This is a genomic window from Paracoccus litorisediminis (assembly GCF_009711205.1).
Classification (GTDB): domain Bacteria; phylum Pseudomonadota; class Alphaproteobacteria; order Rhodobacterales; family Rhodobacteraceae; genus Paracoccus; species Paracoccus litorisediminis.
Window position 1 is genome coordinate 49,929 of record NZ_WMIG01000001.1, and the last position, 20,089, is coordinate 70,017.

Consider the following 20,089-nt stretch of genomic DNA (forward strand, 5'->3'; position numbering starts at 1 on the left):
AATCAGCCATGCCTCTGCTGATTGTCTGCATCGATCCGACGCATGCGCTGCGGAAGGTTGCGGTCATATTGCGTGAAGCGGGCCTGCACAGTCGCCATGATCTTGCCGTCATCGGTCAGCGTCAGTTCGGACGCCTGCATTTGCAGCGATTGCCCTTTCGCCACATTGTCGGCCATGCGGGCGCTGATGTCGTGTGGGATCACATCCGAGCCCTTTGGTAGCTTGACGATTTCGCCCCCCAATTCATTGATCCGCGCCCAGCCGCCCTTGAAATTGCGCACCCCGGAGGCGAAGCCGGGAATGACCGGGGCGCCCGCAGCGGCCAGAGCCGAAGTCAGCGGGTCCGGGAAGAGCGCATTACCGATAACGCCGAACAGGTTGCTCAGGCCGCTGGACGCTGCCTGAGCCGCCATGTCCTGGATCATATTGGCGAAGGCCTCCTTAACCGAGGTCGTGCCTTTGATGACACCGCTGAAGTGCCGCATCATCGTGTGCTCGAAGGTTTCGCCCGCATCTGCCGTGACGCGCTGCAGATAGGGCTGTTCATTGGCAATCCCCGCGCCCAAGCCTTGGGTCAGGTATTGGCCGATCTCCATCATGACCTTGGACGGCGATTTGATTTGCATCTGATCACGCCAGCCCTGCTCATAGCTGGCGGCATCCGAAGCACCCTGCGCCCCGGCGGCTCCGGTGCCCACGGCAACCCCGTTGATCATCTCGGTCGAGGTCGTGCCGGGCAGTACCGGCCCTGTCGCGCCCCCCGTATAAGCACCGCTGCTGATCGGGCCGTCGCGGCTGCCGAGGGCACGATCGTGGATGTCTTGGGCGATCTCGGCAGCGGATTTGATCTTGTCGACGATCGGCTGAATCTTCGCCCAGGCTTCATTGAACACCGCGACCACGCCATCCCATAGCGTCCGGAAAAACGTGTCGAGGCCGGACCACGCCTGCTTCAGGCCTTCGACAGCCAGCGTCATATCCACGGTGACGATCCCGGCCAGCGTTTTTGCCAGCCCCATGAACATGTCACCGATACTGGTGAACAAGGTCGTGAACCACGGCCCGACCGTCTCCCAATGGAAGATGATCGTCGCTGCGGCCGCAACGATGGCGGCAACCGCAGCCGCCACCGGAGCCCCAATGGCCCCTATCGCCACGACGGCAGCTGTCAGCCCACCGAGCACGACGGGCAGACCAGCTGCGAGCGCGCCAAACCCAAGCAGCAGCGGGCCGAGGGCTGCCGCAGCGGCACCGACGATGACGCCCCATTTCAGCAACTCCGGGTTTGCCTCCGAGAGTTTGGCGACAAGCTGCGTCATCCCACGCACCAGATCCTCAGCGAATTTCAGCAAGCCGGAATCCGCGATGGCGATTTGCAATGCCTCTATCGCCGAGGAGAACTCTTTAAGAGCGCCATTCAGCCCCTTCATCCGGGCAGCGGCCTGCTCCTCGGACGAAGTCTTGCCGATCGACGCCTTGAGCTTGTCGATACCTTCGGCGCCTTGCTCGGCAAGACCAATGGCGGTGCGCAGGGCATCATTGCCGAAAATCGTGGACAGGGCGTCGTTGCGGGCCTCGTCGGACAAACCCTTCAAGCCGTCCTGAAGCTCCTGCGAGATTTCGGCCATCGACTTCATCTTGCCGTTGGCGTCGAAGAACTCCAGGCCAAGCTCCTTGATCGCTGCGGCAGCCGGAGCAGACGCCGGGACCAGCCGCGTCAGAAACGTCTTGAACGAGGTCCCTGCATCAGAGCCGCTGGCAAACAGCGACGAGGTCGCCGCAATACTGGCGTTGAAATCTTCGAACGAAACACCGAGACCGCCGGCAACCCCGCCCGCCTGTGCCAAAGCCAGCCGGTAATCATCAAAGCCGAATTTCGACGCCAGCATGACGCCGTTCACGCCATCAACCAGCGAGGTGAGGTTGCTAGCGTGCTTGCCGAATTGCAGCATGACGTCGGTGGCGACATCGCCGGCACTGGCAAGATCGGTGCCCGCAGAAGCAGCAAGCAACATGGACGCCTGGAGAGCACCGCCGAGGATGTCCGCGGCGCTGACACCGTTCTTGGCGAGGACCTCGATCGCATCGGCGGATTCGCTGGCGCTGAACTGGGTGGTCTTGCCCATATCCAGCGCGGCCTTGCGCAGCGCAGCAAACTCCGTCTGGCTCGCGCCGGTCGCCGCCTGCACCCGGTTCATCGATGCCTCGAAGTTGCCGGCGGCACGTAGGGACAAGGCCGCGAAGCCGGTGAGCGGGGCGGTGAGCGCAAGCGACATGGATTGGCCCATGGACTTCATCGTATCGCCCATCCGGGCGAGGCTGGCGCTGGCCTGCTTCATGCCCGAGCGCAGCGACGCCGCATCCAGATCCATGATGACGCGTAGTTTGCCGACGACAGATGTTGCCATTGCTTACCCCATGGCGCCCTGTCGCGCCGCCCATTCCGCCATCGTGATCACCGGGAGTTGCGCCTTGATGGTGCTGAGCCGGAAACCTGTGTCGATAATTTCGCCGTCACGCTGGAGTAGTCTGTCCAGCTTTGGCATTTTCGCGGCGCGGCTCAAACCCGCGGTCAGCCAGGCCATGGCCTTGGCGTGATCATGGTCGCGTTGGATGCGCGCCGCCGCACCCTGCATGTGGATCTGGTAGAGCCGGAGCGTCAGGCCCCAGAAAGCCTCAGCCTGGTGGCCAGCCTCGATGTACCGCTCCAGCATGAGCAGGTAGTTCAGGCCGGTCTCTTCGCTCCGGCCCGGGCCTTTCCCGGTTTCACCTCCGGGGCCACTGCCGCCAGCAGGGATTGCACAATTTGGGTATCCTCCGAGAGGATGGTGCCCGCAGTCTCGATCGTTGCCTCCGGATGGTGGCGTTTCAGCGCCGCGAAGACGATGTTGCGAAGCAGCTTGAAATCGACCCGTCCTTCGGAAGCGGCTTGCTCCGCTTCCTGAAAGGCATCGATCGCGGGCTTGCCCGTCGCGTCCTCGAACTCGATCATGGCGTTGAAATCCATGCGCAAGGTAAAGGATTGACCTTCGGCCGAGGCCGAAACTTCTCCCAGAAACCGGTTTGCCATCAGGGTTCCACCGCCTCCGACAGGCGGAAGGTTGCCGTCGCCGCCATCTTGTCATTGATCGGGGCGGTGCGGGCGTAGCCCTTCAGAAACCCCGAGAAGACCTCCGGCACGGCGGTCTCGCCCGACGGCACCGGCAGAGTGATCTCTACAAGCACCTGCTCACCCGAAGTCTTGATCGCCTTGCACAGCGTATCGCTGGCCGATCCGGGGATGTAATTCATCGGGATCGATAATTCACCGCTGTCCAGCAGCCCGGCGATGAACTGCTTGCGCCGTCCGGGCGATTGCATATGGGTGACATCGACCTCATCTGCCTGTTCGTCCGGCATCTCGATGTCCCCGAGAAGGGCCAGGGGCGTCCAGGTGGGGGTGGCGCCACGCCCGATGCGGACCGTGGTGCCGTAGCCAAGCATACCGTCAGCCATGACGAATACCTTTCAAATTGACCATGATTTCAGGGAAGTCTGATGCGCCGATCAGGGCACAGCAGGCGGTAGTGTTGCGGTCGGCAGCCAATGGGTAAGGCGGAAACTCATGACCAAAGTACCGACATTGCGCTGGCCATCGGTATTGGTAACGACCGAGGTCTCCTCGAGGACGCAGGCGCGATCCGGACGCCGCAACGCCGCGATCACCAACGCCTCGATCACCGCGCTGTCCCGATCGAGCACGTCTTCGACCTCGTCAAGACCGGTGCGGCGCAGCGCAACCTGCAGCAGGGTCCGACGCGCCGTGCTGGTCATACTGTCCTGCTCGCAGCGATCCTGCGGCGTCAGCACCCCCAGCACCGGCAGGGTGTCGTGATCGATCACGCCCGACCAGACGCGCAAGACGGTGAAGCCCGCGAAGTGGTTATGGCCAGACAATGCCTCGCGCACCGCATTGCGGCAATCCGTTCGGAAATGCGCCATTTTACCGCCTCAGCTGTCGACGATCTGTAATTCGCAGATCAGGTACGCATCCGAGGCGGGCGACCCCGTCGGATGCACCACCATGACCGTGAAGGTGCGACCGTCCGGCACCGTGATTAGATCACCGCGTCGGACCTCGGGTGCCAGGTCGCGGCCGACCCGCCAGGTCGGCGCCTCGATGCGGACGATCTGGCCGTCCGCACCTTCGACTTCGATCGGGGCCTCGCGGAAGATCGACCGCAGATCGCGCCCGGTGCCGCCGGCAGGAAGATAGGTCACCATTCCGCCAAGGACACTGGACAGGATCCCGGTCATCCCGTCGAAGATGCGGGTCACAGCGTGAACGTCGCCGTCAGCAGCACCGCCCCACTGGTGGCAGCGCTGTCCGCCGCCTCGATGGCCACGCCGATCAGCTTGTTGGTGCTGGCCGTTGCCGTGACCGCCTTGGCGGTATCGTCCCAATAAAGCCGCGCGCCTACGGTCCAGGCCGAGCCGGCAGCCTTGGTCATGCGGTAGGCACCGCGAAGCGAAATCTCCACGCTCGCGACCGAGGCCGCGTCATGGACGGCGACACCGAACAGCGAGCCAACAAGTACGCCCTGCCCCGAGACGACAGCGGCCGGCGCCGGGACCGAGATCTGTTGACCCGGTTGGATGAAGTTCTTCATGATCCGATCCTTTCTGATGATCGCGCAAAACGGAAAAGGGCGGCTCATGCCGCCCCTTTTCCAAACCGGTCAAGCCACCGATCAGGCGCCCGCGTTCTTGTAACCGCCGCGGAAATCGATCGCGCCGCAGCCAAAATCATGCTCCAGTGAGAACTTGGTCCCCTGGACGCCGAACGGTTCCTCCATGCGGAAACGCGGCGCGGTGTAGCCCTCCAGCAGACCCCATTCAAAGCATGGCGCCTCGGAAGGCGAAGCGAAGACATACCAGGTGTTGTCGGTGATCTTGGCAGTGACGCCCAGGCTCAGCGAGCCATCATTGAAGACGTTCACGTTGCCGGCCTGTTCGGGCAGGATGCCCTTGTAGAGCAGCTGCTGTGCCTCGGTTTCCTTGTCGGGGCCGACCAGCAACAGCGCCGGGGTGATTTCCAGCTCGGTCTTGTCGATGCTCTGGCGCTTGCGCAGCGCCGCACGTGCCAGGCTGAGCGACGCGACGGAGATTGCGGCCGCCGTCGCCGCCTTGGTCTTGTCGGTGGTATTGAAGACCTGGCGCGAGGTCTCGTTCAGGGTCGGGCCGTCCCCGTTCGCGCCGCTGATCATCATCGCGTAGAAAGTCCGGTCCTCGAAGCGCGCCACCGCGGCACCGCGATCGTTGAGGATCTGCATGATGCCGTCGAGGCTGTCATTGACCAGGAGGGCGCGCGAAAACAGCACCTGCACGCCATAGGCCTTGACCGAGGTCTTTTCCTTCGACTCGCTGAAGGTCCCAGCCTTCAGTTCGCCGCTTTCGGGATTCACCGGCTGGAGGTTGGGGAAATCGCCGACCCGCACCGTCGTGTGATCCCGGAAATCCTGAAAGGTCCGCTGCCGGGCAAGGCGACGATAGGTCGGCTGGGCCTGACGGTAGCGCGCGGCCAGCGACCGGTTCATGGCATTTTCCAGAAGGACCGGGAAATCGCTGGTCGAGTGGAAGGCCATGCGCAGCACGTCCTCGCGCGCGGCGAAGTTCCCGGGGACACGCCGCTGACCCACGCGTTCGGCCGCCATGTCGACGATGGAAAAATCCAGGTAGGGCCGGGCGACATCCTCGGGCTGCGACCCGGACAGGCGCGCGGTCAGCGCCCCTTCCATCGCCAGGCGGCGGGTTTCGGTCTCGTCGCGGCCACGCTCGATGACGCGGGGCGCGGCGGGGTTGGTTTCACGCGACGCCATCACCGCCATGAAGCGCGACCCGGCCATTTCGGCAGCGGTCCCGTCGTCGACCAGGGCGGTCACGTCGGCCTCGGTCAGGCGACCGGCAGCCATGTACGGCGCGGCCATGTCGCGCAGCATGCGGATACGCATGCGCTCCTGCATCACCGCCGCTTGCGGATCGGGCGTGGGCGGGGTCTGGACAGTGGGCGGGGTCGGCGTGTTCTCGGGGTTCGGGGTCGTCATGACAAGCTCCATGGTTGCGGCCACCGGGGCCGTGAGACCGCCCGGGGCGGCAGGATCGCGGGGCGCGAAGAAAGTGCGGCCCGGGGCCTTGTCGCGCATCAGCGCGGCATAGGTGGTAATGTCGCGGCGCATCTGGGTGCGTAGCGTGTCGTCGATGACGGGGACCGGCCGCGCCGTGATCTCTTCCGCGACCGCATCGACAAAACCGATCTCGATCGCGGCCTCGGCGGTATAGAAGGTTTCAGCCGCCATGATCGCGAGAACGGCTTCGACGAACTGGCCTGAGCGTTCGGCATAGACCTGCGCATAGACCCGGGCGAGCATGTCGAGGAAATCGGCCTGCGCCCGCATCCCTTCCGCGCCGTCATAAACATAGCTCTTCGGGTTGTGCAGCATGATGAACGACCCGGTCGTCATCTCGCGTTGCGCGCCGCCCATCAGGATCAGGGAAGCTGCCGACGAGGCCTGACCTTCGACGATGATGCGGCAGCCGCCGGGATGACCCGCAAGCGTCGCGCGGATGGCCTCGCCTGCAACCGGATCGCCGCCGGCCGAGTTCAGCCGCACCGTCACCTGCCCCTCACCCATCGCGAGGAGCGCATCGCGGACCAGGGACGGGCAGAAGAACACTTCCTCCTCCCAGGTCCACCCTGCCGCCTCGTCGGACATGACATAGCCCGACAGGACGAGATCGCCGCCGATGATCAGATCAGCCCCACGTCGTTTCATGCCTGTTTCTCCTGTATGTTCGCCTTGGCACGGGCTTCGCGTGCCGAGGGCAGGCCCTGCACAGCGACTGGCGCCAGATTGGCCTCTGTATCCTTGTTCTGGTCTTCCGCGCGCTCACGCCGGATCTGCTCGGGATCGAGACCGAGCGTGCGCTGCACATTCTGGCGGCTATTCACCCCAGCCTCGACCGCCTTGACCATCGCGTCGATTTCGTCGTTGGGATCGATCAAAGGCCGACGCGGGGCCGTGTGGGCAAGCGCGAACTCCTCGGCCGGCAGCACCTGTTGCAGCCGCCACGCCTCGCGCACCCATCGTTCGACACCAGCGCAGAACTGGCCGATCACCAGCCGCTGCCAGCGTTCGACATTGCGGTCCATCTCCATCCGACCCATCCGTCCGCTGGAGAAGTTCACCCCGGAAAGATCCCCGGTCAGCGATTCACGGGTGATGCCGATGCCCATCGATACGGCCCCGAGATTTTCACGGACGAATTCCGGATAGCCCTCGACCCGCGGCGGCGTCGTCCAGGAGACCTGCGCCCCTTGCGGCGCCGCGACCACGGCCCCGGGCTCCAGCTTCGACAGGCCCCGCAGTTTTTTGACATCCTCGGCCCCCGCATCGTCCTTGTCGTAGGTGACCACCCCGGCGAGCAGCGCCGCCATTTTCTGCTTCAGGATCTCGGCTTCCTGGTAGTCGCTGAGATCGCCCATGGTCAGCATCACCGGCGCGAGCCACGGCACGCCGCGCAATTGGCCCGGTCGGTCGAGCCGCCTGATATGCAGGATGTCGCGCCAGGACACCCGCTCCGAAATAAGAGGCGCACCGCGCATTCGCGCCGCGCCGGGATGCTCCCGGAACAGGTGATAGGCCTCGATGTCACCGATCGGGCTGTATTCGACGCCCTCAATGACCTCATTCGCGCCCCAGCTGGTGATCGTGGTGTCGAGATAGTCGCATTCGAGCAGTTCGATCTGGAAGCCAAGCGGCAGATCGCGCGCATATTTGCCGCGCCGTATCCGCCGCCGGGCCAGAACCTCACCGTCGGTGAAGACGGTTCCGATGACGACTTCCTGCTGCGCATAGAGATCAAGCTCTCCGCGGGCATCGAGCGCAGGCGTCAACAGGTGTTCCCTGAGCACGGCCCAGATCTTCGCCTGCTTTGCCGCATCGCCATGCACGACCGAGGGGACGATTCCCGTGCCGACGACGTTCGAAACCACGACCTCTCGTGCCCTCGCCGCGTAAGGACGGTTTCGAACCATGTCGCGGCTGAGTTGCCGCAGCCTTTCCCGCGAACCGAAAGCAGCCGCGTCGGCATCGGTCGCGGGTGCCTTCCACCCTTCCGTCCGACGCCCGCGCGCGGCCGCGTCATAGTTCATGGCAAGACCCATGGCGCGCCGCGCCAGCATCCGCTTGCTGCCGATCATCGGGGCGATTTCCCCGATGAACCTGTCGAGCGTCTTCCCGACCCAACCCATGATCAGAGACCCCGGCCAAGAACAGGATAGACAGTCGCGAACGGGTCGTCCCTCTGCCCCTGAAGCGCGGCGATCTGGGCATTCAGATCCGTGATCCGGCGCGCGAAGGCGGCATCATCGACAAACTCGACCCGCTCGCCGTTGATCTGAACGGAACGCAGACCTTTGGCCCGGTTCCGCACCAACTCGTCCCGCAGCTGGATCAGTTCGGCCTGGTCAATCGCCATGTCATCCTCTCAACGCCGAAGCCATTCGATGACGCCGTCATCGGCATCGGGGTGATCTTTGCTGGTCGGAGGCGGCGCGGCCCTCCCCGTCCAGATCGCATAGGGGTTCATTTCGCTGAGCGTCGCCCATTCCGGCGGCGCGTCAGGATTGATGCGGGACAGTCCCTTGTGTTCGGCCACCGCCTGCGCCTGCACCGAAAGGTCGAGGGTCTCGTTCCGCCCGGCACCGGGGCGCTTCCTATAGCCGTCCTCGTGGCGGCGCTCGGCGAGCAGCTCCTCGATCCGCTCGCGTTCGATCGCCCGAGCGAGGAGATAGGCGCCCGGCCCCTGATCCATCCGTGCCGCCCCGGCGAGAACCGTATCCTTCAGGCGGTCCGTCGCCATGTTCAGCAGCTTGATTGACCGCGCCTTCTTGTTCTGCGAACCCCGCTCGGGGGCGGAGAGCCAGACCCGGGTTTCCAGCCGGAAGCCTCCCCGGCCGATCGACAGAAACCAGCGATGACCCTGGCCGTCGCGACGCCGCTGACGCCAGAACTTCTCGGCATTATCCGCCCAACCCGCCGGGCCGTTAAAGTCGATCACCACCGCGCAGGGCGTCAACATCCAGTCTTCGCCCGCAACCGCATATTCGCGCTGGAGCAGATCGAGCAGCACCGCCGCGTCCTCGACATAGCGGGCCGGATTAAGCGCGCGATACCGCCCCTCTGCATCGCGCGCCTTGGGGGCGCTGTCCGGCGGCTGCGTGATGTCGAAGCGATCCAACGCCATCCGGCGTCCATCCAATCCCCAAGCCGTGACCAGAACCGCGAACCAGCTGCCGTTGACGTCGACCGAAACGGTGATGAACCGGGTCCAATGCGGACAGGTCATCGGTGCCAGGTCGCAGGCCGCATCCTTCAGCGCCACGGCCGACAGGGCGCTGTCATCGTCAGAGGGCCGCGCATAGGGCACACCGATGTCGGTATAATGCACGCGCGAGAAATCGATATCGTCCTTCGACGCCTCGAAAGCCCGGCGTGCCGTTTCATAACGTTCGACCAACTCGTCCCAGGCCGAAAAGGCAGCAGCAGCACCATTCAGCGCATAGCTCGCGATCGGCGTTTGGCGGATGTTGGGATCATCAATCCGACAAAGGATCCGGGCGCCGGTTGCATCGAGCAGGCGTGATTCATGAAACCATCCGCCCCGTCCGGTCAGCGCCAGGGTATTCAGCCGAGTCTTGTCGCGATGGCTGATCAGGTGGCCGCAATCGGGGCATTGCATCCGGGCCTCGGCCCCGGCAGCACCCGGCTCAAGTGTCTTGTCATAGGTGAGACGATCGTAACGCGGTTCGAACATCTCGGCACAATTCGGACATTCCCAATACCAGCGCCCGCGCGTGCCCTCATTGTAGATCTTCACGATACCGCCGGTCACCGGCGGCAGGCGATGCGGGGCCGTGGGATCGAATTCCCAGACCTGTTCCGGGTCGACCGGAAAAGCCGGAGTGCTTTCGACGAAGACGCAGCCGCGCGACATGAAGGTCCGAATGCGCTGCAGCGCCATGCCGTGCGGCGTTCCCTCCGGACTGTCCTTCGGCCCCAGCCGCTGCGGCATATGGTCGTAATCGGTTTCCAGCACCATGCGCTGGGATCGAGAGGACAGCTGGTTGGCCACCGGGTAGCCGATGGTCACACGCATCCCCTTGAACCGCTTGCGGCTGAAAGTGCTGTCATCGCGACCGTTGCCCAGCCTTTCGCGCAGAAATGGGCTGTTGGTGATCGCCGGATCCAACTTTTCCTCGACCCAGGCATCCGCATCGGTCTTGGTCATGTGGATGATCTGCACCGGCGAGGGCGCGCACATGATCGCATGCGCCGAGACCGAGAGCAGCATCTGCGACTTGCCCGACTGCGACGGTCCGACGAAGCACACCGTTTTGAACAGTCGGGACTGGCTCATGTCCTGAGGCTCGACGGTATAGGGTGCGACCGTGCGGTCATAATCGACCCAGTTGCCCTGGACCGGAACGCGCAGAAAGCGTTCCGCCGCATCGGTCACCGAGATCCTGCTGGGCGGATCGAGAAGCGGCAGCGCATCACCGAGCAGCTCTTCCGGCGTCGTGAAAGGCGGCAAGGGCGGGATGCGTGCAAGCGCTCCGAGGCCGCGATCAGCCATGACCACCATCAGATATCCATTTCTCCCTGGCGACCTCCCCCGAACGCCACCACCGAAGCCGGGCGGCGCAGAAGATCGTCGATCTTGGCCTTGATCTCGTCGCGGAGCTGGTCGGTACGCTCGACCACCTGGGCCACCTGTTCCGTGGACAGGCCGAACTTCATTTCCAGATAGTCGGGCAACGTCTCCAGTGAGGTCGCGGTCATCACCAGCACCTCCTCCATGACCGCCCGGGTACGATCGGCCCGGATCAGGTCGCCGCGCTGTTCGGCAAGACGGTTACGCTCATACTCGGCTTGCGACCACTTGCGAACTTCCTCCGCGGTCAGTCCCGCCTCGGCCTCTTCCTGATCGGCATCGAGGTTGCGGAACGCCAGCGCCGCCTGAGCTGCAATCTGATCACCGCGCTGCTTTCTGGCCCGCGCCTTGTCGTCGCGCGCCTGCCGCCAGGCGTGGCAATGCGACAGCTGGAATTCGTAGGCGACGCCGTTCTGGCCTTCGGACAGGGCTGGCATGCCCTGCCCCATCCATTTGGTGATCGTGTTTTCTGTGACCGTGAAGGCCTTGGCGAGCTGCGATCGGTTCAGCACGAAATCCTCAACCCCATCGGGCAGAGGCCATGCCGACACGTCCAGCACCTCCCCATCCGCCAGAGTGATGAGGTGCGACACCGATGATCCTTTCAATAACAACAACAAGTACCGGAACCTGCACCCCTCGGCAGAAATTCGGTACCAAATGTCACGGGGCGCGAATGACCCCCGTGCACCACATATCCGGGAAGGACCCGGGGCCCGACCGGACGGTCCGAGCCGCCCGCCGCTACGCCCCCTGTGCAGCCATCTTCGCGATGGTGCGGGCCAGATGCTCAGGCAGCCGCGCCTGATAGACCTCCGCTGCACCATCGAAGAAGCCGAGCCGCTCATCATAGACCGGCATACCGCGGGTGAAGTGCAGCACCTTGTTGATCGAGCCATCCGGATCGCGCTTCCAGATGCCCGGCGACAATTTGCTGTTGGCCCGCGGTACGAAGAAACCCGCCCGCTTGCGCTTGCGACTGTGTGATTTCGCGGTCGTGTTCGATGACTTGTCGCGCTGCGCCTGGACCGCGGAAAGCGCCTGATTGCGCTGGCCGGACGACCAGTTGCCATAGGCATCGAGCTTCGCACCCGATGCCGGGGTGGCCGCTGTGATGATACCGTCATAGGCTAGGCGTGCATCGAGCAGACCTTCGAGCCCAGTGCGTCCGCGCGCCCCACCGAATTCTTGGGTCTTCAGATAATGTCGCCTGCCGACCGATGGCCGTTCCTTGACCTCAGCCTCGAGCCTGTTCGGGCGCGCGCCCCGGATCGTGAACGCGTTCAGCGTGTACCGTGTCGGGCGGTCGAACACCGCCTGCATCCGGTCCTGAACATGCGTCAGCACATCCTTGGCCGTATCGTTCAACGCCCAGCTGGCCGCGATGTTGATCTTGCGATCAGCCAAAGCCCGCAGATTCTCCTGCAGATCCCGGTCATCGATCGTGAGGATCAGCATCAAAAAACTCCTCTGCTGGCCGATCTGTGATGATCTGCTCGGAAACCGAGACGCGCGCCAAGCGTTACATTTTCGCCAATTGATCGAAGGAGGCAGCTATGAGAGCTATTGTCGCCTGGTTTTTTGGAGTGCCAATTGTAACGATCATCCTGCTGGTCACCGGTACGTTCTGATCTCCAAACAAGTACAATCCCGTGACTTGAAGCGCCCGCCCCGAAGCTCCGGCGGGCGTTTTCTGTTTAAACGCCATCGCGGCGCTATCCCGCCTACCGTCTCTTAGCTCCCGGATCAGTTGGAACTGCTCCAACAACCTGACGTTCACTATGCGCGGGAACGAGGAATGTAACTTGCGGAGGAGCTTCTGATGAAGACCGTGAAGGACGCGTTCGAACATACCCTTCAAGATATGTATTGGGCGGAGAATGCCCTGACAAAGGCCCTGCCCAAAGTCTCCAAGGCCGTTAACAACGCCGAGCTCAAGCTCGCGATTGATGGGCACCTGAAAGAAACCAAGGGCCACATCAAGACTCTCGAGGCCGTTTTCCAATCCCTCGGTCAAGAGGCAAAGGGCGAGAAGTGCGATGCCATGGAAGGCCTCATCAAAGAGGCTGACGGACTGATCGAGGAAGCATCAGGTCACGCGCTTGATGTTGGTTTGATCGGCGCGGCCCAAGCGGTCGAGCACTACGAGATCGCGCGCTACGGCACGTTGCGCGAATGGGCCAAGGTCCTCGGTCACGAGGAGGCCCACACGCTTCTGTCGTCAATCCTGGACGAGGAGAAGGCCGCCAATGCCAAGCTGACCGCCTTAGCTGTGATGTCGATCAACGAGGCGGGTAAAGCCGACAAGAAGTGACCGAGGCGATGAGCGCCCGCTAGGGTTGATCCCGGCGGGCGCAATTTTATCACGCAACCAGGCTGCGTGCGTTCTGCCCGTGCCTATCAGCCAGACGGCGACCCTGACGCCCGGACGCAATCGGCCGTGCAGGTTCTGGAACACAGTGCAGATCGCGCAACTCCGGGAAGAGTGCATAGATCTCGTCTGCGGCGGCCTTACCGACCGACTTCAACGCCTGGGGACCCGGGTAAAGCGATTCCGTCTCGGCGCCATTGGAAATCACCACCTCATGTCGGTCGAACAGCATGTGGAAATAGTCAACCTCAGTCAAATCGGTCGCAATATCCACACCATCCAGACGTATAAGCTGCTTGGCGGCCACAAGCACTTCAAGCGCACCGAACATCTTCATCGCGATCTTCGAGCGAACCAGCACTCGGTGCTGCGGCGAAACCAGCAAGTCTACAGTCGGGGTGCCTGCACCCAGCGCACCTGCGCTGATCCGGATCGGGCGCAGCTTGGGATTGCGCTCAAGGGATGTTGCCGCAACACGTACCCTACCGATCCAGCGTATTGCCTGAAAGCCATTGTCCTTGGTCAGAACCATGTCCCCTGGGACAAGATTCTCAATAGCAATCGGCCCGTTTTCAGTCTCGATTAACGTCCCCGCCACAAAGCAGAAGATCTCACTTGCCGCCAATGTGGTCGACGCCGTCTCATCCTGGTCGATGGTCAGGATGGCGGTATCAAGAACTCCCTGTACAGCATCGGTAATGGTATCGGTCAGAGTGCCGATCCCGGGAATGAGGTTGAGTTCGGCCGCAAGCTCAGAAATGGGTGCGGTGATTGTCGTCGGGATACCCGCAATAGTCACGGTCACCGTTGCCGTTAGATGATCCTCATCAAGCGGATCATCCGTCACGATATACGCGTTTCCGCTTTCGTCGGCGAGCAGGCTCCCGGTGATATCGTTGAGCTGGATGGTCGCGCCGAGAAGGAACGGTGTACCCACGTCGACAGCAGCCGTCGAAATGGTGACCTCGCCGGCATAGGTTCCTGTCACGACAGGAGTGCCCTCTGCGGTCACCGTAGAAAATTCATCGCCAGGTTGGATGGTGACATCCGATCCGCCACCGCCTTCGACATCATAAAGGTCGAAGGATTGCGACGTATTCAGATCATTGAGCACAAAGTTCTCGCCCAACGAAAGAATGGGCGTCTCGACCTCAAGATCGATAGTTGAATCCGGTAGTTGGGTAACGCTTGGCATAGAGTGAATCCTTTCAGAAAGCCTGGAATGAGGGCAATTCGAATTCACTTCACGGCACGAATCTGCCGGTCAGCGTCACCATTTGTTTACACGACGACACTCAATGCAATCAAAAGATGTATGACTGCCGACAATGGAACTGAGACGTGTAATCGCCTCTTTGCCGATCTGCGTTTCAGCTGCAAAAGCCCGAAACCATTTCTCTAAGGCAGAAGAACGGATAAAGGCTAGGAGAATGAGAACGCCCGCTAGGGTTGATCCCTGCGGGCGCACTTCTCGATAATAGTGAATTCTGTCTCACAGAGTGACGTAAGCGGTCAAGAAGTTTCTTTCCCGCTATAGCCGATCATACGGTCCAGTGCCTCACTCAGGGCGTGTGTGACCGCATCATAAGTCTGGCCATTCTTTTTCCAGCCATGACCCAGCAGGACATCTTCCAGCGCGCAGCCCTTGAGGCAGACCATGTCCACCAATACCCGATCCATGATCGGGCCTCGCTGGTCAGCGCCGCGCACTGTCGGACGCACCCGCCGCACCGCCATTGCGACCCCGAGTCCGATCCGTTTACGAAGAACATCGAGTTCGCGTCCGATGTCCAAATGGCGATCCATCCAATCCATGCTGTCGCCACCGCCACCCGAACTATCAAGACGGGAAAGTTTAGTGCCGTCAGAAGCTGCCAACTCGACCAAGTTTGAGTAGCGTCGGCCCATCGCGATCTGGCCGGGAGTCAGTGGACAGGGCCTCTTGCGGCGCAAGGCAGCGGCGATCATCCGGTCAAAGACATCTGCCGTACGAATGGCCGCCCGCCCGCCATAGCCGCGATGCACGGCCTCGACTTTGTCAGTGCCAACTGGCAGCAGCTCGACATTCCGATGCAACACGAACCCACCGCGTGCCGGGGCCGGAACAATATCAGGTCCGCATTCGTCGGGTATCGCGCCGGCATCGCGGATTTCGGCCAGCCGGGCCGCTTCCTCAGCATCACGCGCCTGCCGCGCCGCCTTGGCCGCCGAAACCAACGCCCTACCTTCTTCCACCTTGTCTGCCGAAATCAACATTTTGTGGTTCATTTCTCTACTCTCACTGTCTGTAGGGTTCGCTGTTTCTGACTTGGGCTTGACGGGCTTGAAGGATTGAGAGTTGGGCTTGAGAAAAGACAGGAAACCCATTCATTCGTTTGTTTTTATTCAATAGGTTAGACTACTTTTTTGGGTCTGACGGGCTTGAAGGGCTTGAGTTTTACCCCTTGCGTAAGAGCAGTTTTCCCCCAGACCCCGCTGAAATACGCGTGCGGGTACATGTCGTTTTCTCAGGCCCGTCGAGCCCGCCCGGCCCAAAATCATGGTCTAAACCGTTGATGTTGCGCATGTGGCACCCCCTGACCCCGGAGAAATCTCAAGCCCACTCCCTAGCCATCTCAAGCCCGTCCGGCCCAACACCGAACCCACGGCCCAGATATGCGAGACGGGCCCGCAGACCCGCCCGATCGATTGATGAGGATGATTGGGGTGCGGGGTCATCGTGGCACCCACGCACTCTGGCTGCTCTGAGCCTCGGCCGCGCGCATCCGAGAGGAGAAATCCTCGGACAGCCTGATGCCGCGATAGCCTGTCACCCCTGATTTGCCCGAGGCGAAGGTCTTCTGGGTATCAGGATGTCGCCATGACTCGGCCTTGGCTTTCAACCGCAGGGAAACGGTGCGGTTGCTCCATCGGGTTTCCCCGCGTTCCTCGATCCAGAAGTTGAAGGCCTCGATAAGCTCGCGCGCGGTCATGAAGTCGCGCTCATAGCCCGACACCACTGTGGCATCGCCGAGGAAGGTTCCGATCGGATCGCTGTCCTTGCGATAGCCCTCGGTGGCCGCCATCACCTCTTCGGGTTCCCGCAGCCCGCCTTCCAGATAGTCCAGCAGTCCCTGCACCAACCAGTTGAGGATCCCAGACCGTTCCTGCCACAGCAGGTCGTCCAGTTCCTTTTTCGGGATCCGCTTCTTCTCGGCGATCTGGACCGGGAAGGTGACCAGCATCAATCGGCGCCAGATCCCGTCATCACCGCCGCGGATATCCGGCAGGTGGTTTCCCGAGATGGTCAGTTTGAAGATCGGCTGGAATGTGATCATGTCGGTATAGAGCGCACGGACCATCATCGGTTCGCCACCGGTCAGGGCCTTCACCAGCCCCTCCTGCAGGCGCTCACCCTCTTCTGGTTCAGAGGTTCGCACCAACCGCGCGCCGATCAGCGGGATCAGGTCCGGCTGGGAATCCGAGCCGCTCTTCTTGTTCTTGCCGGTCAGACTCTCAATCTTGGCGGTGGCCGAATAGTCGCCCATCATCCGCGCCATCAGATCGACCAGAACGGATTTGCCGTTGGCACCGCCGCCGTGGAAGAAGGCCAGCTTCTGGATATCCAGGCCTGACATGGACAGACCGAACCAGCGCTGCAGAAATCTGCGCATCTCGATATTGGGCTGGATCTGGCTCAGGAACTCATCGAACCGCGGACATTTCGCGTCCGGGTCATACGCCACGGGCATGACCTTGGTCAGCAAGTGGCCTCGATCATGCGCGACCAACTCGACATCCGCCATGGGCGACATGCCATATGCGGGATCGCCAGCAACGCGAGTGAAACGCAGCACGCCCGACAGCGTGTTCACGTCCAGATCGCCCTTGTCCATGTCCTCTACGGAATGGGCCAGCATCACGCGGGCCTCATTGATCATGTTCGACATCGGGCCACTGTTGCCAGCGTTCTTGGCATGGGTCAGGCGACGGCCGATCAGGCTCTTGTGGGTCTTCAGGGCCGCATCGATCGTGCGCAAGCGCGATCCGATCTGACCTAGTTCATTGATCAGCGTTTCGTCGCCGGCATAATCAGGCGTTGCCTCGATCTCGATCCGGCGCTTTCGCAGATCTCGTTCCTCGGTCAGCAATTGGCGATCGCGCTTCGACGGCTGGAGCCAATCGACTTCTTGCTCGATCAATCCCGACATTTGATGGGCACGCGATCGGACCAGAGGTGAGCAGTCGCGGCTGATTTCTGGATCCCGCTTCCAACGTACCCCGTCCCAAACAAACCAGCCTACCTGAGACACGAACAAGAGGTTCTCGCCGAAATGGATACGGAACCGGTGCCCGTTGCCGATGTCGTTCAGCGGCTGCCGCGACGATTGCGATACCGGATGTTCGGGCTCATCTCCGTCAGGCCCGCGATCCTCGGGAGGGGGCGGCGGGGGAACGTAGTCGTCCGGGATACCCGGATCGTCATCAGAAAGATCACCCATGCCCTCGGGCAGATCGACATCCTCGGCATTCTGCATCACTTCCCGCACTTGGCCGAGCGCACCATTCTCGCGACCATCAGTCATTTCGCTGTCCCATCAGGATATCGTTGAGGTCCCTGCCCTCCCCGGCATGGACGATCGACCCGCGCAAACCGGGTCGTTTGATCATGGCGCGGCGCAGGCCGGCCTTGAGCTTGGCGGTCGTCAGCTTGGGATCACTGTCGCCGTCCTGGACGAAGATCAGGTGCCGGACCCATTCGGGCGGCAGCCACGCTTCGGAATCGTCGAGGTCGGGAAGACCGGCGAATTTCAGGCCGGGGCCACGCTGCATGCGGCCGGCCATGTTGCCCAGATCGACGCCGCACCAATAGGCGGTGGCCTGCGGTGCCGGATCCGCGATCAGGGCGGAAAGGGTCGTCTCGACCCCCTCGGCCATGATCATGGTGTCGCAGCCTCTGGGGGTAATGAAGCGGATCGCACCGCCCTTCTTCGAACCCAGCACCTTCTTGGCCGGGAGGGTCTCGCCCTTCCGGCTGGGATGCGACAGGTTCAGCTTGCCCTTGGGCTGGTCCAGATCCAGCCAGGTACGGTGGACAGCCGTGACCCGACCCGCGGCATCGACCACCGCGCAGATCATCGCCGGACCGAAATGGATTACATCCCACTGGCCGGGACGATCAGCGGGGATCGTGTAACGGGCGGCTGGATCGAACCGGAGGGTTTGTGGCAGCGTAGGGAACAGGGCCGGACTGATGCCGCGCAAGGTCAGGTAATCCCGAACTGCAGTACCCTCGGCAGGGCCGGCAGCGAACCATATGTCGCGCGCCGCACGGATCGAATCCTCGCGTTTCTGACGGGCGATGCCATCCTGCCTGCGCCGATTGTCCTCGGCCTTGCGCTGGCGCTCGATGCGCTCGGCCTCTGTCAGGCCCTCGGCCGGGCCGCAAAACCATTCGAGAGCCGCGCGGAAATCCAGACCCAAGGCATGCTGAACCAGCGCAATCTGGTCGCCCTTGGCATGCGGCCCACACTCCTTGCGGCACTGGAAAATCCCGGTCTGAAGGTTGATCCCGAAGCGGTCGTGACCGCCACATTGCGGGCACGGTCCCACCAGCTCGCCGCCGGTGCGGACCAACCCGGTCAGTTCCAGCCTGGCAACGACCTCCGTCATTGTCATGGCCTTCGCCTCGATGAGACGGTGATCGTGGCTCACGATGCACCTATCCCATTGGGTGAAACGCTGCGTATTCTGGGTTGCAGGAGGTTCGGACCTAGTTGCTCAGCCACCAGATGCAAAGGACGCGACGGAATGAATGATAAAGCAAGCGACGACGACGCGGCGAAAATGGCTAACGACATCGACACATTAAACGGCCTGCACCATCTCAACAGACGCGCGACCAGCGCTCTGGAGATCGCAGTCCTTACGCTGGTGGACACGCTTGAAAACATGCTTCCGGGCACGCGCGGACGTGTCGTCGCGGACATGCGCACGGCTGCGGAACGAGAATGGGCGTTCATGCGGTATTTGCAAAGCGCAAGCGACGAAGGCGACCCGACCGACAAGGACATCGCGCGCGAGCTGATGGCACTTGAGTATCTGATAACCAAGCTGGAGAGACCGAACATCAAAGACTAGCCTCCTGCCACGGCTGCATATCGTGCTGTTCTCGCGCCCGAACCGCGATGATCAAGTCACGCCGCCCATCAATCGTCAGCGCGCCATGATCCGTGGTGATGGCGGGAAACAGCATCTGCTGCCAACGCGCGACGACATCATCTGCGGAGCATCCAATCTGCTTGGCGATGGCCGAGATCGAGGTGCCGCGGCACAGCTCCTCGACGATGGTCACATCTGCTTTGGGACCAAACGCGGGTTCAAGGCTATCCAGATGCCCAACAACCATGCGTTGGATCGAGGTTAGGCCGCTACTCATGCTGCTTGCCCTCGCACCAGGTCGTGCCGTGGACGGCACGAAGCAGCCGATCACCGGCATCGGTCCAAAGTTTTTTACTCCCCGTGCCTGCCGTTACTGTGTCGATGAAATGCTCCATCTCGCGCGTCAGGTCGTGATCGGCACCGAAGGTCTGAAAGACCAAGGCGCCAGCGCGGTCGATCGCCTCCGGCTCGACGGTATCTGCCTTGGCACCATAGGCGACGGCCATCATCGCGAACCGCGCACGGATCGATGCCACCCCACTCACCGGCATGGCGGGCACATCGCGATATTCAGTCTGAACATTCATGCTGTGATCCCTTCGTTGAAATGGGTGGGCCCGGCGACGTGGTGGCCCTGCCGCGCCCCGCTTCATCAGCCTCTAGGGAGGAGGAGTGAGGCTGAGGAAATTTTCGCCCCGCTGCCAAGCAGCTCTCGGCCGGGCCAGCCGCAGGTTCCACGATCCCGGTCATACCCGCCCGAGGCGAACAAGGATCGTGACGGGTTCCGTGAGGACAGGTGCTGCGCCCCCTCCTCCATCCCCGCCC

General features: G+C 62.3%; 21 protein-coding genes. 2 read left to right on the forward strand and 19 right to left on the reverse strand.

Annotated features, from left to right (window positions below; translation table 11 throughout):
* Positions 1–2 precede the first annotated feature (2 nt).
* From GL300_RS00265 to GL300_RS00325, 13 genes are all read right to left on the reverse strand, one after another.
* Positions 3–2,408, reverse strand: a complete 2,406-nt coding sequence (locus tag GL300_RS00265) for a phage tail tape measure protein (RefSeq protein WP_155037588.1) — start codon at positions 2,406–2,408, stop codon at positions 3–5.
* 3 nt (positions 2,409–2,411) lie between these two features.
* Entirely contained in the window at positions 2,412–2,714 is a 303-nt protein-coding gene (locus GL300_RS00270) for a hypothetical protein (protein ID WP_155037589.1), read from the reverse strand.
* Positions 2,715–2,725: 11 nt separating this feature from the next.
* Positions 2,726–3,070, reverse strand: coding sequence for a hypothetical protein (locus tag GL300_RS00275; protein WP_155037590.1), 345 nt, complete (start codon positions 3,068–3,070; stop codon positions 2,726–2,728).
* Positions 3,070–3,495, reverse strand: coding sequence for a phage tail tube protein (locus tag GL300_RS00280; protein ID WP_155037591.1), 426 nt, complete (start codon positions 3,493–3,495; stop codon positions 3,070–3,072). Before GL300_RS00280 ends, GL300_RS00275 begins: the two co-directional genes overlap by 1 nt.
* Before the next feature lie 51 nt (positions 3,496–3,546).
* The gene (locus GL300_RS00285) at positions 3,547–3,981 is read right to left on the reverse strand and encodes a hypothetical protein (RefSeq protein ID WP_155037592.1); all 435 of its coding nucleotides are present in this window, start codon (positions 3,979–3,981) and stop codon (positions 3,547–3,549) included.
* Positions 3,982–3,990: 9 nt separating this feature from the next.
* Positions 3,991–4,317: a head-tail joining protein gene (locus GL300_RS00290; protein ID WP_343042866.1), complete on the reverse strand. Its 327-nt coding sequence runs from the start codon at positions 4,315–4,317 to the stop codon at positions 3,991–3,993.
* Complete coding sequence (locus tag GL300_RS00295) at positions 4,314–4,649, reverse strand: DUF2190 family protein (RefSeq protein ID WP_155037593.1); 336 nt, start codon at positions 4,647–4,649, stop codon at positions 4,314–4,316. Before GL300_RS00295 ends, GL300_RS00290 begins: the two co-directional genes overlap by 4 nt.
* Before the next feature lie 81 nt (positions 4,650–4,730).
* The gene (locus GL300_RS00300) at positions 4,731–6,812 is read right to left on the reverse strand and encodes a Clp protease ClpP (RefSeq protein ID WP_155037594.1); all 2,082 of its coding nucleotides are present in this window, start codon (positions 6,810–6,812) and stop codon (positions 4,731–4,733) included.
* Positions 6,809–8,239, reverse strand: coding sequence for a phage portal protein (locus tag GL300_RS00305; RefSeq protein ID WP_170297581.1), 1,431 nt, complete (start codon positions 8,237–8,239; stop codon positions 6,809–6,811). Before GL300_RS00305 ends, GL300_RS00300 begins: the two co-directional genes overlap by 4 nt.
* A gap of 53 nt (positions 8,240–8,292) precedes the next feature.
* A complete protein-coding gene (locus GL300_RS00310; RefSeq protein ID WP_155037596.1) occupies positions 8,293–8,517 on the reverse strand; it encodes a phage head-tail joining protein in 225 nt (74 codons plus the stop codon).
* A gap of 9 nt (positions 8,518–8,526) precedes the next feature.
* A complete protein-coding gene (locus GL300_RS00315) occupies positions 8,527–10,683 on the reverse strand; it encodes a terminase gpA endonuclease subunit (RefSeq protein WP_155037597.1) in 2,157 nt (718 codons plus the stop codon).
* Positions 10,683–11,345, reverse strand: coding sequence for a DUF1441 family protein (locus tag GL300_RS00320; protein ID WP_343042867.1), 663 nt, complete (start codon positions 11,343–11,345; stop codon positions 10,683–10,685). The genes GL300_RS00315 and GL300_RS00320 overlap by 1 nt, the downstream gene beginning before the upstream one ends.
* A gap of 151 nt (positions 11,346–11,496) precedes the next feature.
* Entirely contained in the window at positions 11,497–12,210 is a 714-nt protein-coding gene (locus tag GL300_RS00325) for a hypothetical protein (RefSeq protein WP_170297582.1), read from the reverse strand.
* A 364-nt stretch (positions 12,211–12,574) separates the two neighbouring features.
* Here GL300_RS00325 and GL300_RS00330 point away from each other — a divergent pair, with 364 nt between their 5' ends.
* Positions 12,575–13,066 carry a YciE/YciF ferroxidase family protein gene (locus GL300_RS00330; protein ID WP_155037599.1) on the forward strand — a complete coding sequence of 164 codons (492 nt, stop codon included), beginning with the start codon at positions 12,575–12,577 and terminating at the stop codon, positions 13,064–13,066.
* Positions 13,067–13,115: 49 nt separating this feature from the next.
* Here the strand turns inward: GL300_RS00330 and GL300_RS00335 are convergent, their stop codons facing one another.
* From GL300_RS00335 to GL300_RS00350, 4 genes are all read right to left on the reverse strand, one after another.
* Positions 13,116–14,318, reverse strand: coding sequence for a Hint domain-containing protein (locus tag GL300_RS00335; protein WP_155037600.1), 1,203 nt, complete (start codon positions 14,316–14,318; stop codon positions 13,116–13,118).
* 317 nt (positions 14,319–14,635) lie between these two features.
* Positions 14,636–15,490, reverse strand: coding sequence for a hypothetical protein (locus GL300_RS00340; protein ID WP_246195051.1), 855 nt, complete (start codon positions 15,488–15,490; stop codon positions 14,636–14,638).
* Positions 15,491–15,837: 347 nt separating this feature from the next.
* Positions 15,838–17,688, reverse strand: a complete 1,851-nt coding sequence (locus GL300_RS00345) for a DNA primase family protein (protein WP_155037601.1) — start codon at positions 17,686–17,688, stop codon at positions 15,838–15,840.
* Positions 17,681–18,781: a DUF7146 domain-containing protein gene (locus tag GL300_RS00350; RefSeq protein ID WP_155037602.1), complete on the reverse strand. Its 1,101-nt coding sequence runs from the start codon at positions 18,779–18,781 to the stop codon at positions 17,681–17,683. The genes GL300_RS00345 and GL300_RS00350 overlap by 8 nt, the downstream gene beginning before the upstream one ends.
* A gap of 132 nt (positions 18,782–18,913) precedes the next feature.
* Between GL300_RS00350 and GL300_RS00355 the strand changes: the two genes are divergently transcribed.
* Positions 18,914–19,243, forward strand: coding sequence for a hypothetical protein (locus GL300_RS00355; RefSeq protein WP_155037603.1), 330 nt, complete (start codon positions 18,914–18,916; stop codon positions 19,241–19,243).
* On the opposite strand, the gene GL300_RS00360 is transcribed toward GL300_RS00355, so the two are convergent.
* Positions 19,233–19,541 (reverse strand): hypothetical protein, encoded by a 309-nt coding sequence (locus tag GL300_RS00360; protein ID WP_155037604.1) that lies wholly within the window; start codon positions 19,539–19,541, stop codon positions 19,233–19,235. The two genes, GL300_RS00355 and GL300_RS00360, sit on opposite strands and share 11 nt — an antisense overlap.
* Complete coding sequence (locus GL300_RS00365) at positions 19,534–19,851, reverse strand: hypothetical protein (protein WP_155037605.1); 318 nt, start codon at positions 19,849–19,851, stop codon at positions 19,534–19,536. Before GL300_RS00365 ends, GL300_RS00360 begins: the two co-directional genes overlap by 8 nt.
* Positions 19,852–20,089 lie beyond the last annotated feature (238 nt).

Excerpts from the sequence above, each read along its gene's own strand:
- GL300_RS00265 (WP_155037588.1), bottom strand. The coding sequence starts at position 2,408 with ATGGCAACATCTGTCGTCGGCAAACTACGCGTCATCATGGATCTGGAT.
- GL300_RS00270 (WP_155037589.1), bottom strand. The coding sequence starts at position 2,714 with ATGCTGGAGCGGTACATCGAGGCTGGCCACCAGGCTGAGGCTTTCTGG.
- GL300_RS00275 (WP_155037590.1), bottom strand. The coding sequence starts at position 3,070 with ATGGCAAACCGGTTTCTGGGAGAAGTTTCGGCCTCGGCCGAAGGTCAA.
- GL300_RS00280 (WP_155037591.1), bottom strand. The coding sequence starts at position 3,495 with ATGGCTGACGGTATGCTTGGCTACGGCACCACGGTCCGCATCGGGCGT.
- GL300_RS00285 (WP_155037592.1), bottom strand. The coding sequence starts at position 3,981 with ATGGCGCATTTCCGAACGGATTGCCGCAATGCGGTGCGCGAGGCATTG.
- GL300_RS00295 (WP_155037593.1), bottom strand. The coding sequence starts at position 4,649 with ATGAAGAACTTCATCCAACCGGGTCAACAGATCTCGGTCCCGGCGCCG.
- GL300_RS00300 (WP_155037594.1), bottom strand. The coding sequence starts at position 6,812 with ATGAAACGACGTGGGGCTGATCTGATCATCGGCGGCGATCTCGTCCTG.
- GL300_RS00305 (WP_170297581.1), bottom strand. The coding sequence starts at position 8,239 with ATGATCGGCAGCAAGCGGATGCTGGCGCGGCGCGCCATGGGTCTTGCC.
- GL300_RS00310 (WP_155037596.1), bottom strand. The coding sequence starts at position 8,517 with ATGGCGATTGACCAGGCCGAACTGATCCAGCTGCGGGACGAGTTGGTG.
- GL300_RS00315 (WP_155037597.1), bottom strand. The coding sequence starts at position 10,683 with ATGGTGGTCATGGCTGATCGCGGCCTCGGAGCGCTTGCACGCATCCCG.
- GL300_RS00325 (WP_170297582.1), bottom strand. The coding sequence starts at position 12,210 with ATGCTGATCCTCACGATCGATGACCGGGATCTGCAGGAGAATCTGCGG.
- GL300_RS00330 (WP_155037599.1), top strand. The coding sequence starts at position 12,575 with ATGAAGACCGTGAAGGACGCGTTCGAACATACCCTTCAAGATATGTAT.
- GL300_RS00335 (WP_155037600.1), bottom strand. The coding sequence starts at position 14,318 with ATGCCAAGCGTTACCCAACTACCGGATTCAACTATCGATCTTGAGGTC.
- GL300_RS00340 (WP_246195051.1), bottom strand. The coding sequence starts at position 15,490 with ATGGGTTTCCTGTCTTTTCTCAAGCCCAACTCTCAATCCTTCAAGCCC.
- GL300_RS00345 (WP_155037601.1), bottom strand. The coding sequence starts at position 17,688 with ATGACTGATGGTCGCGAGAATGGTGCGCTCGGCCAAGTGCGGGAAGTG.
- GL300_RS00350 (WP_155037602.1), bottom strand. The coding sequence starts at position 18,781 with ATGACAATGACGGAGGTCGTTGCCAGGCTGGAACTGACCGGGTTGGTC.
- GL300_RS00355 (WP_155037603.1), top strand. The coding sequence starts at position 18,914 with ATGAATGATAAAGCAAGCGACGACGACGCGGCGAAAATGGCTAACGAC.
- GL300_RS00360 (WP_155037604.1), bottom strand. The coding sequence starts at position 19,541 with ATGAGTAGCGGCCTAACCTCGATCCAACGCATGGTTGTTGGGCATCTG.
- GL300_RS00365 (WP_155037605.1), bottom strand. The coding sequence starts at position 19,851 with ATGAATGTTCAGACTGAATATCGCGATGTGCCCGCCATGCCGGTGAGT.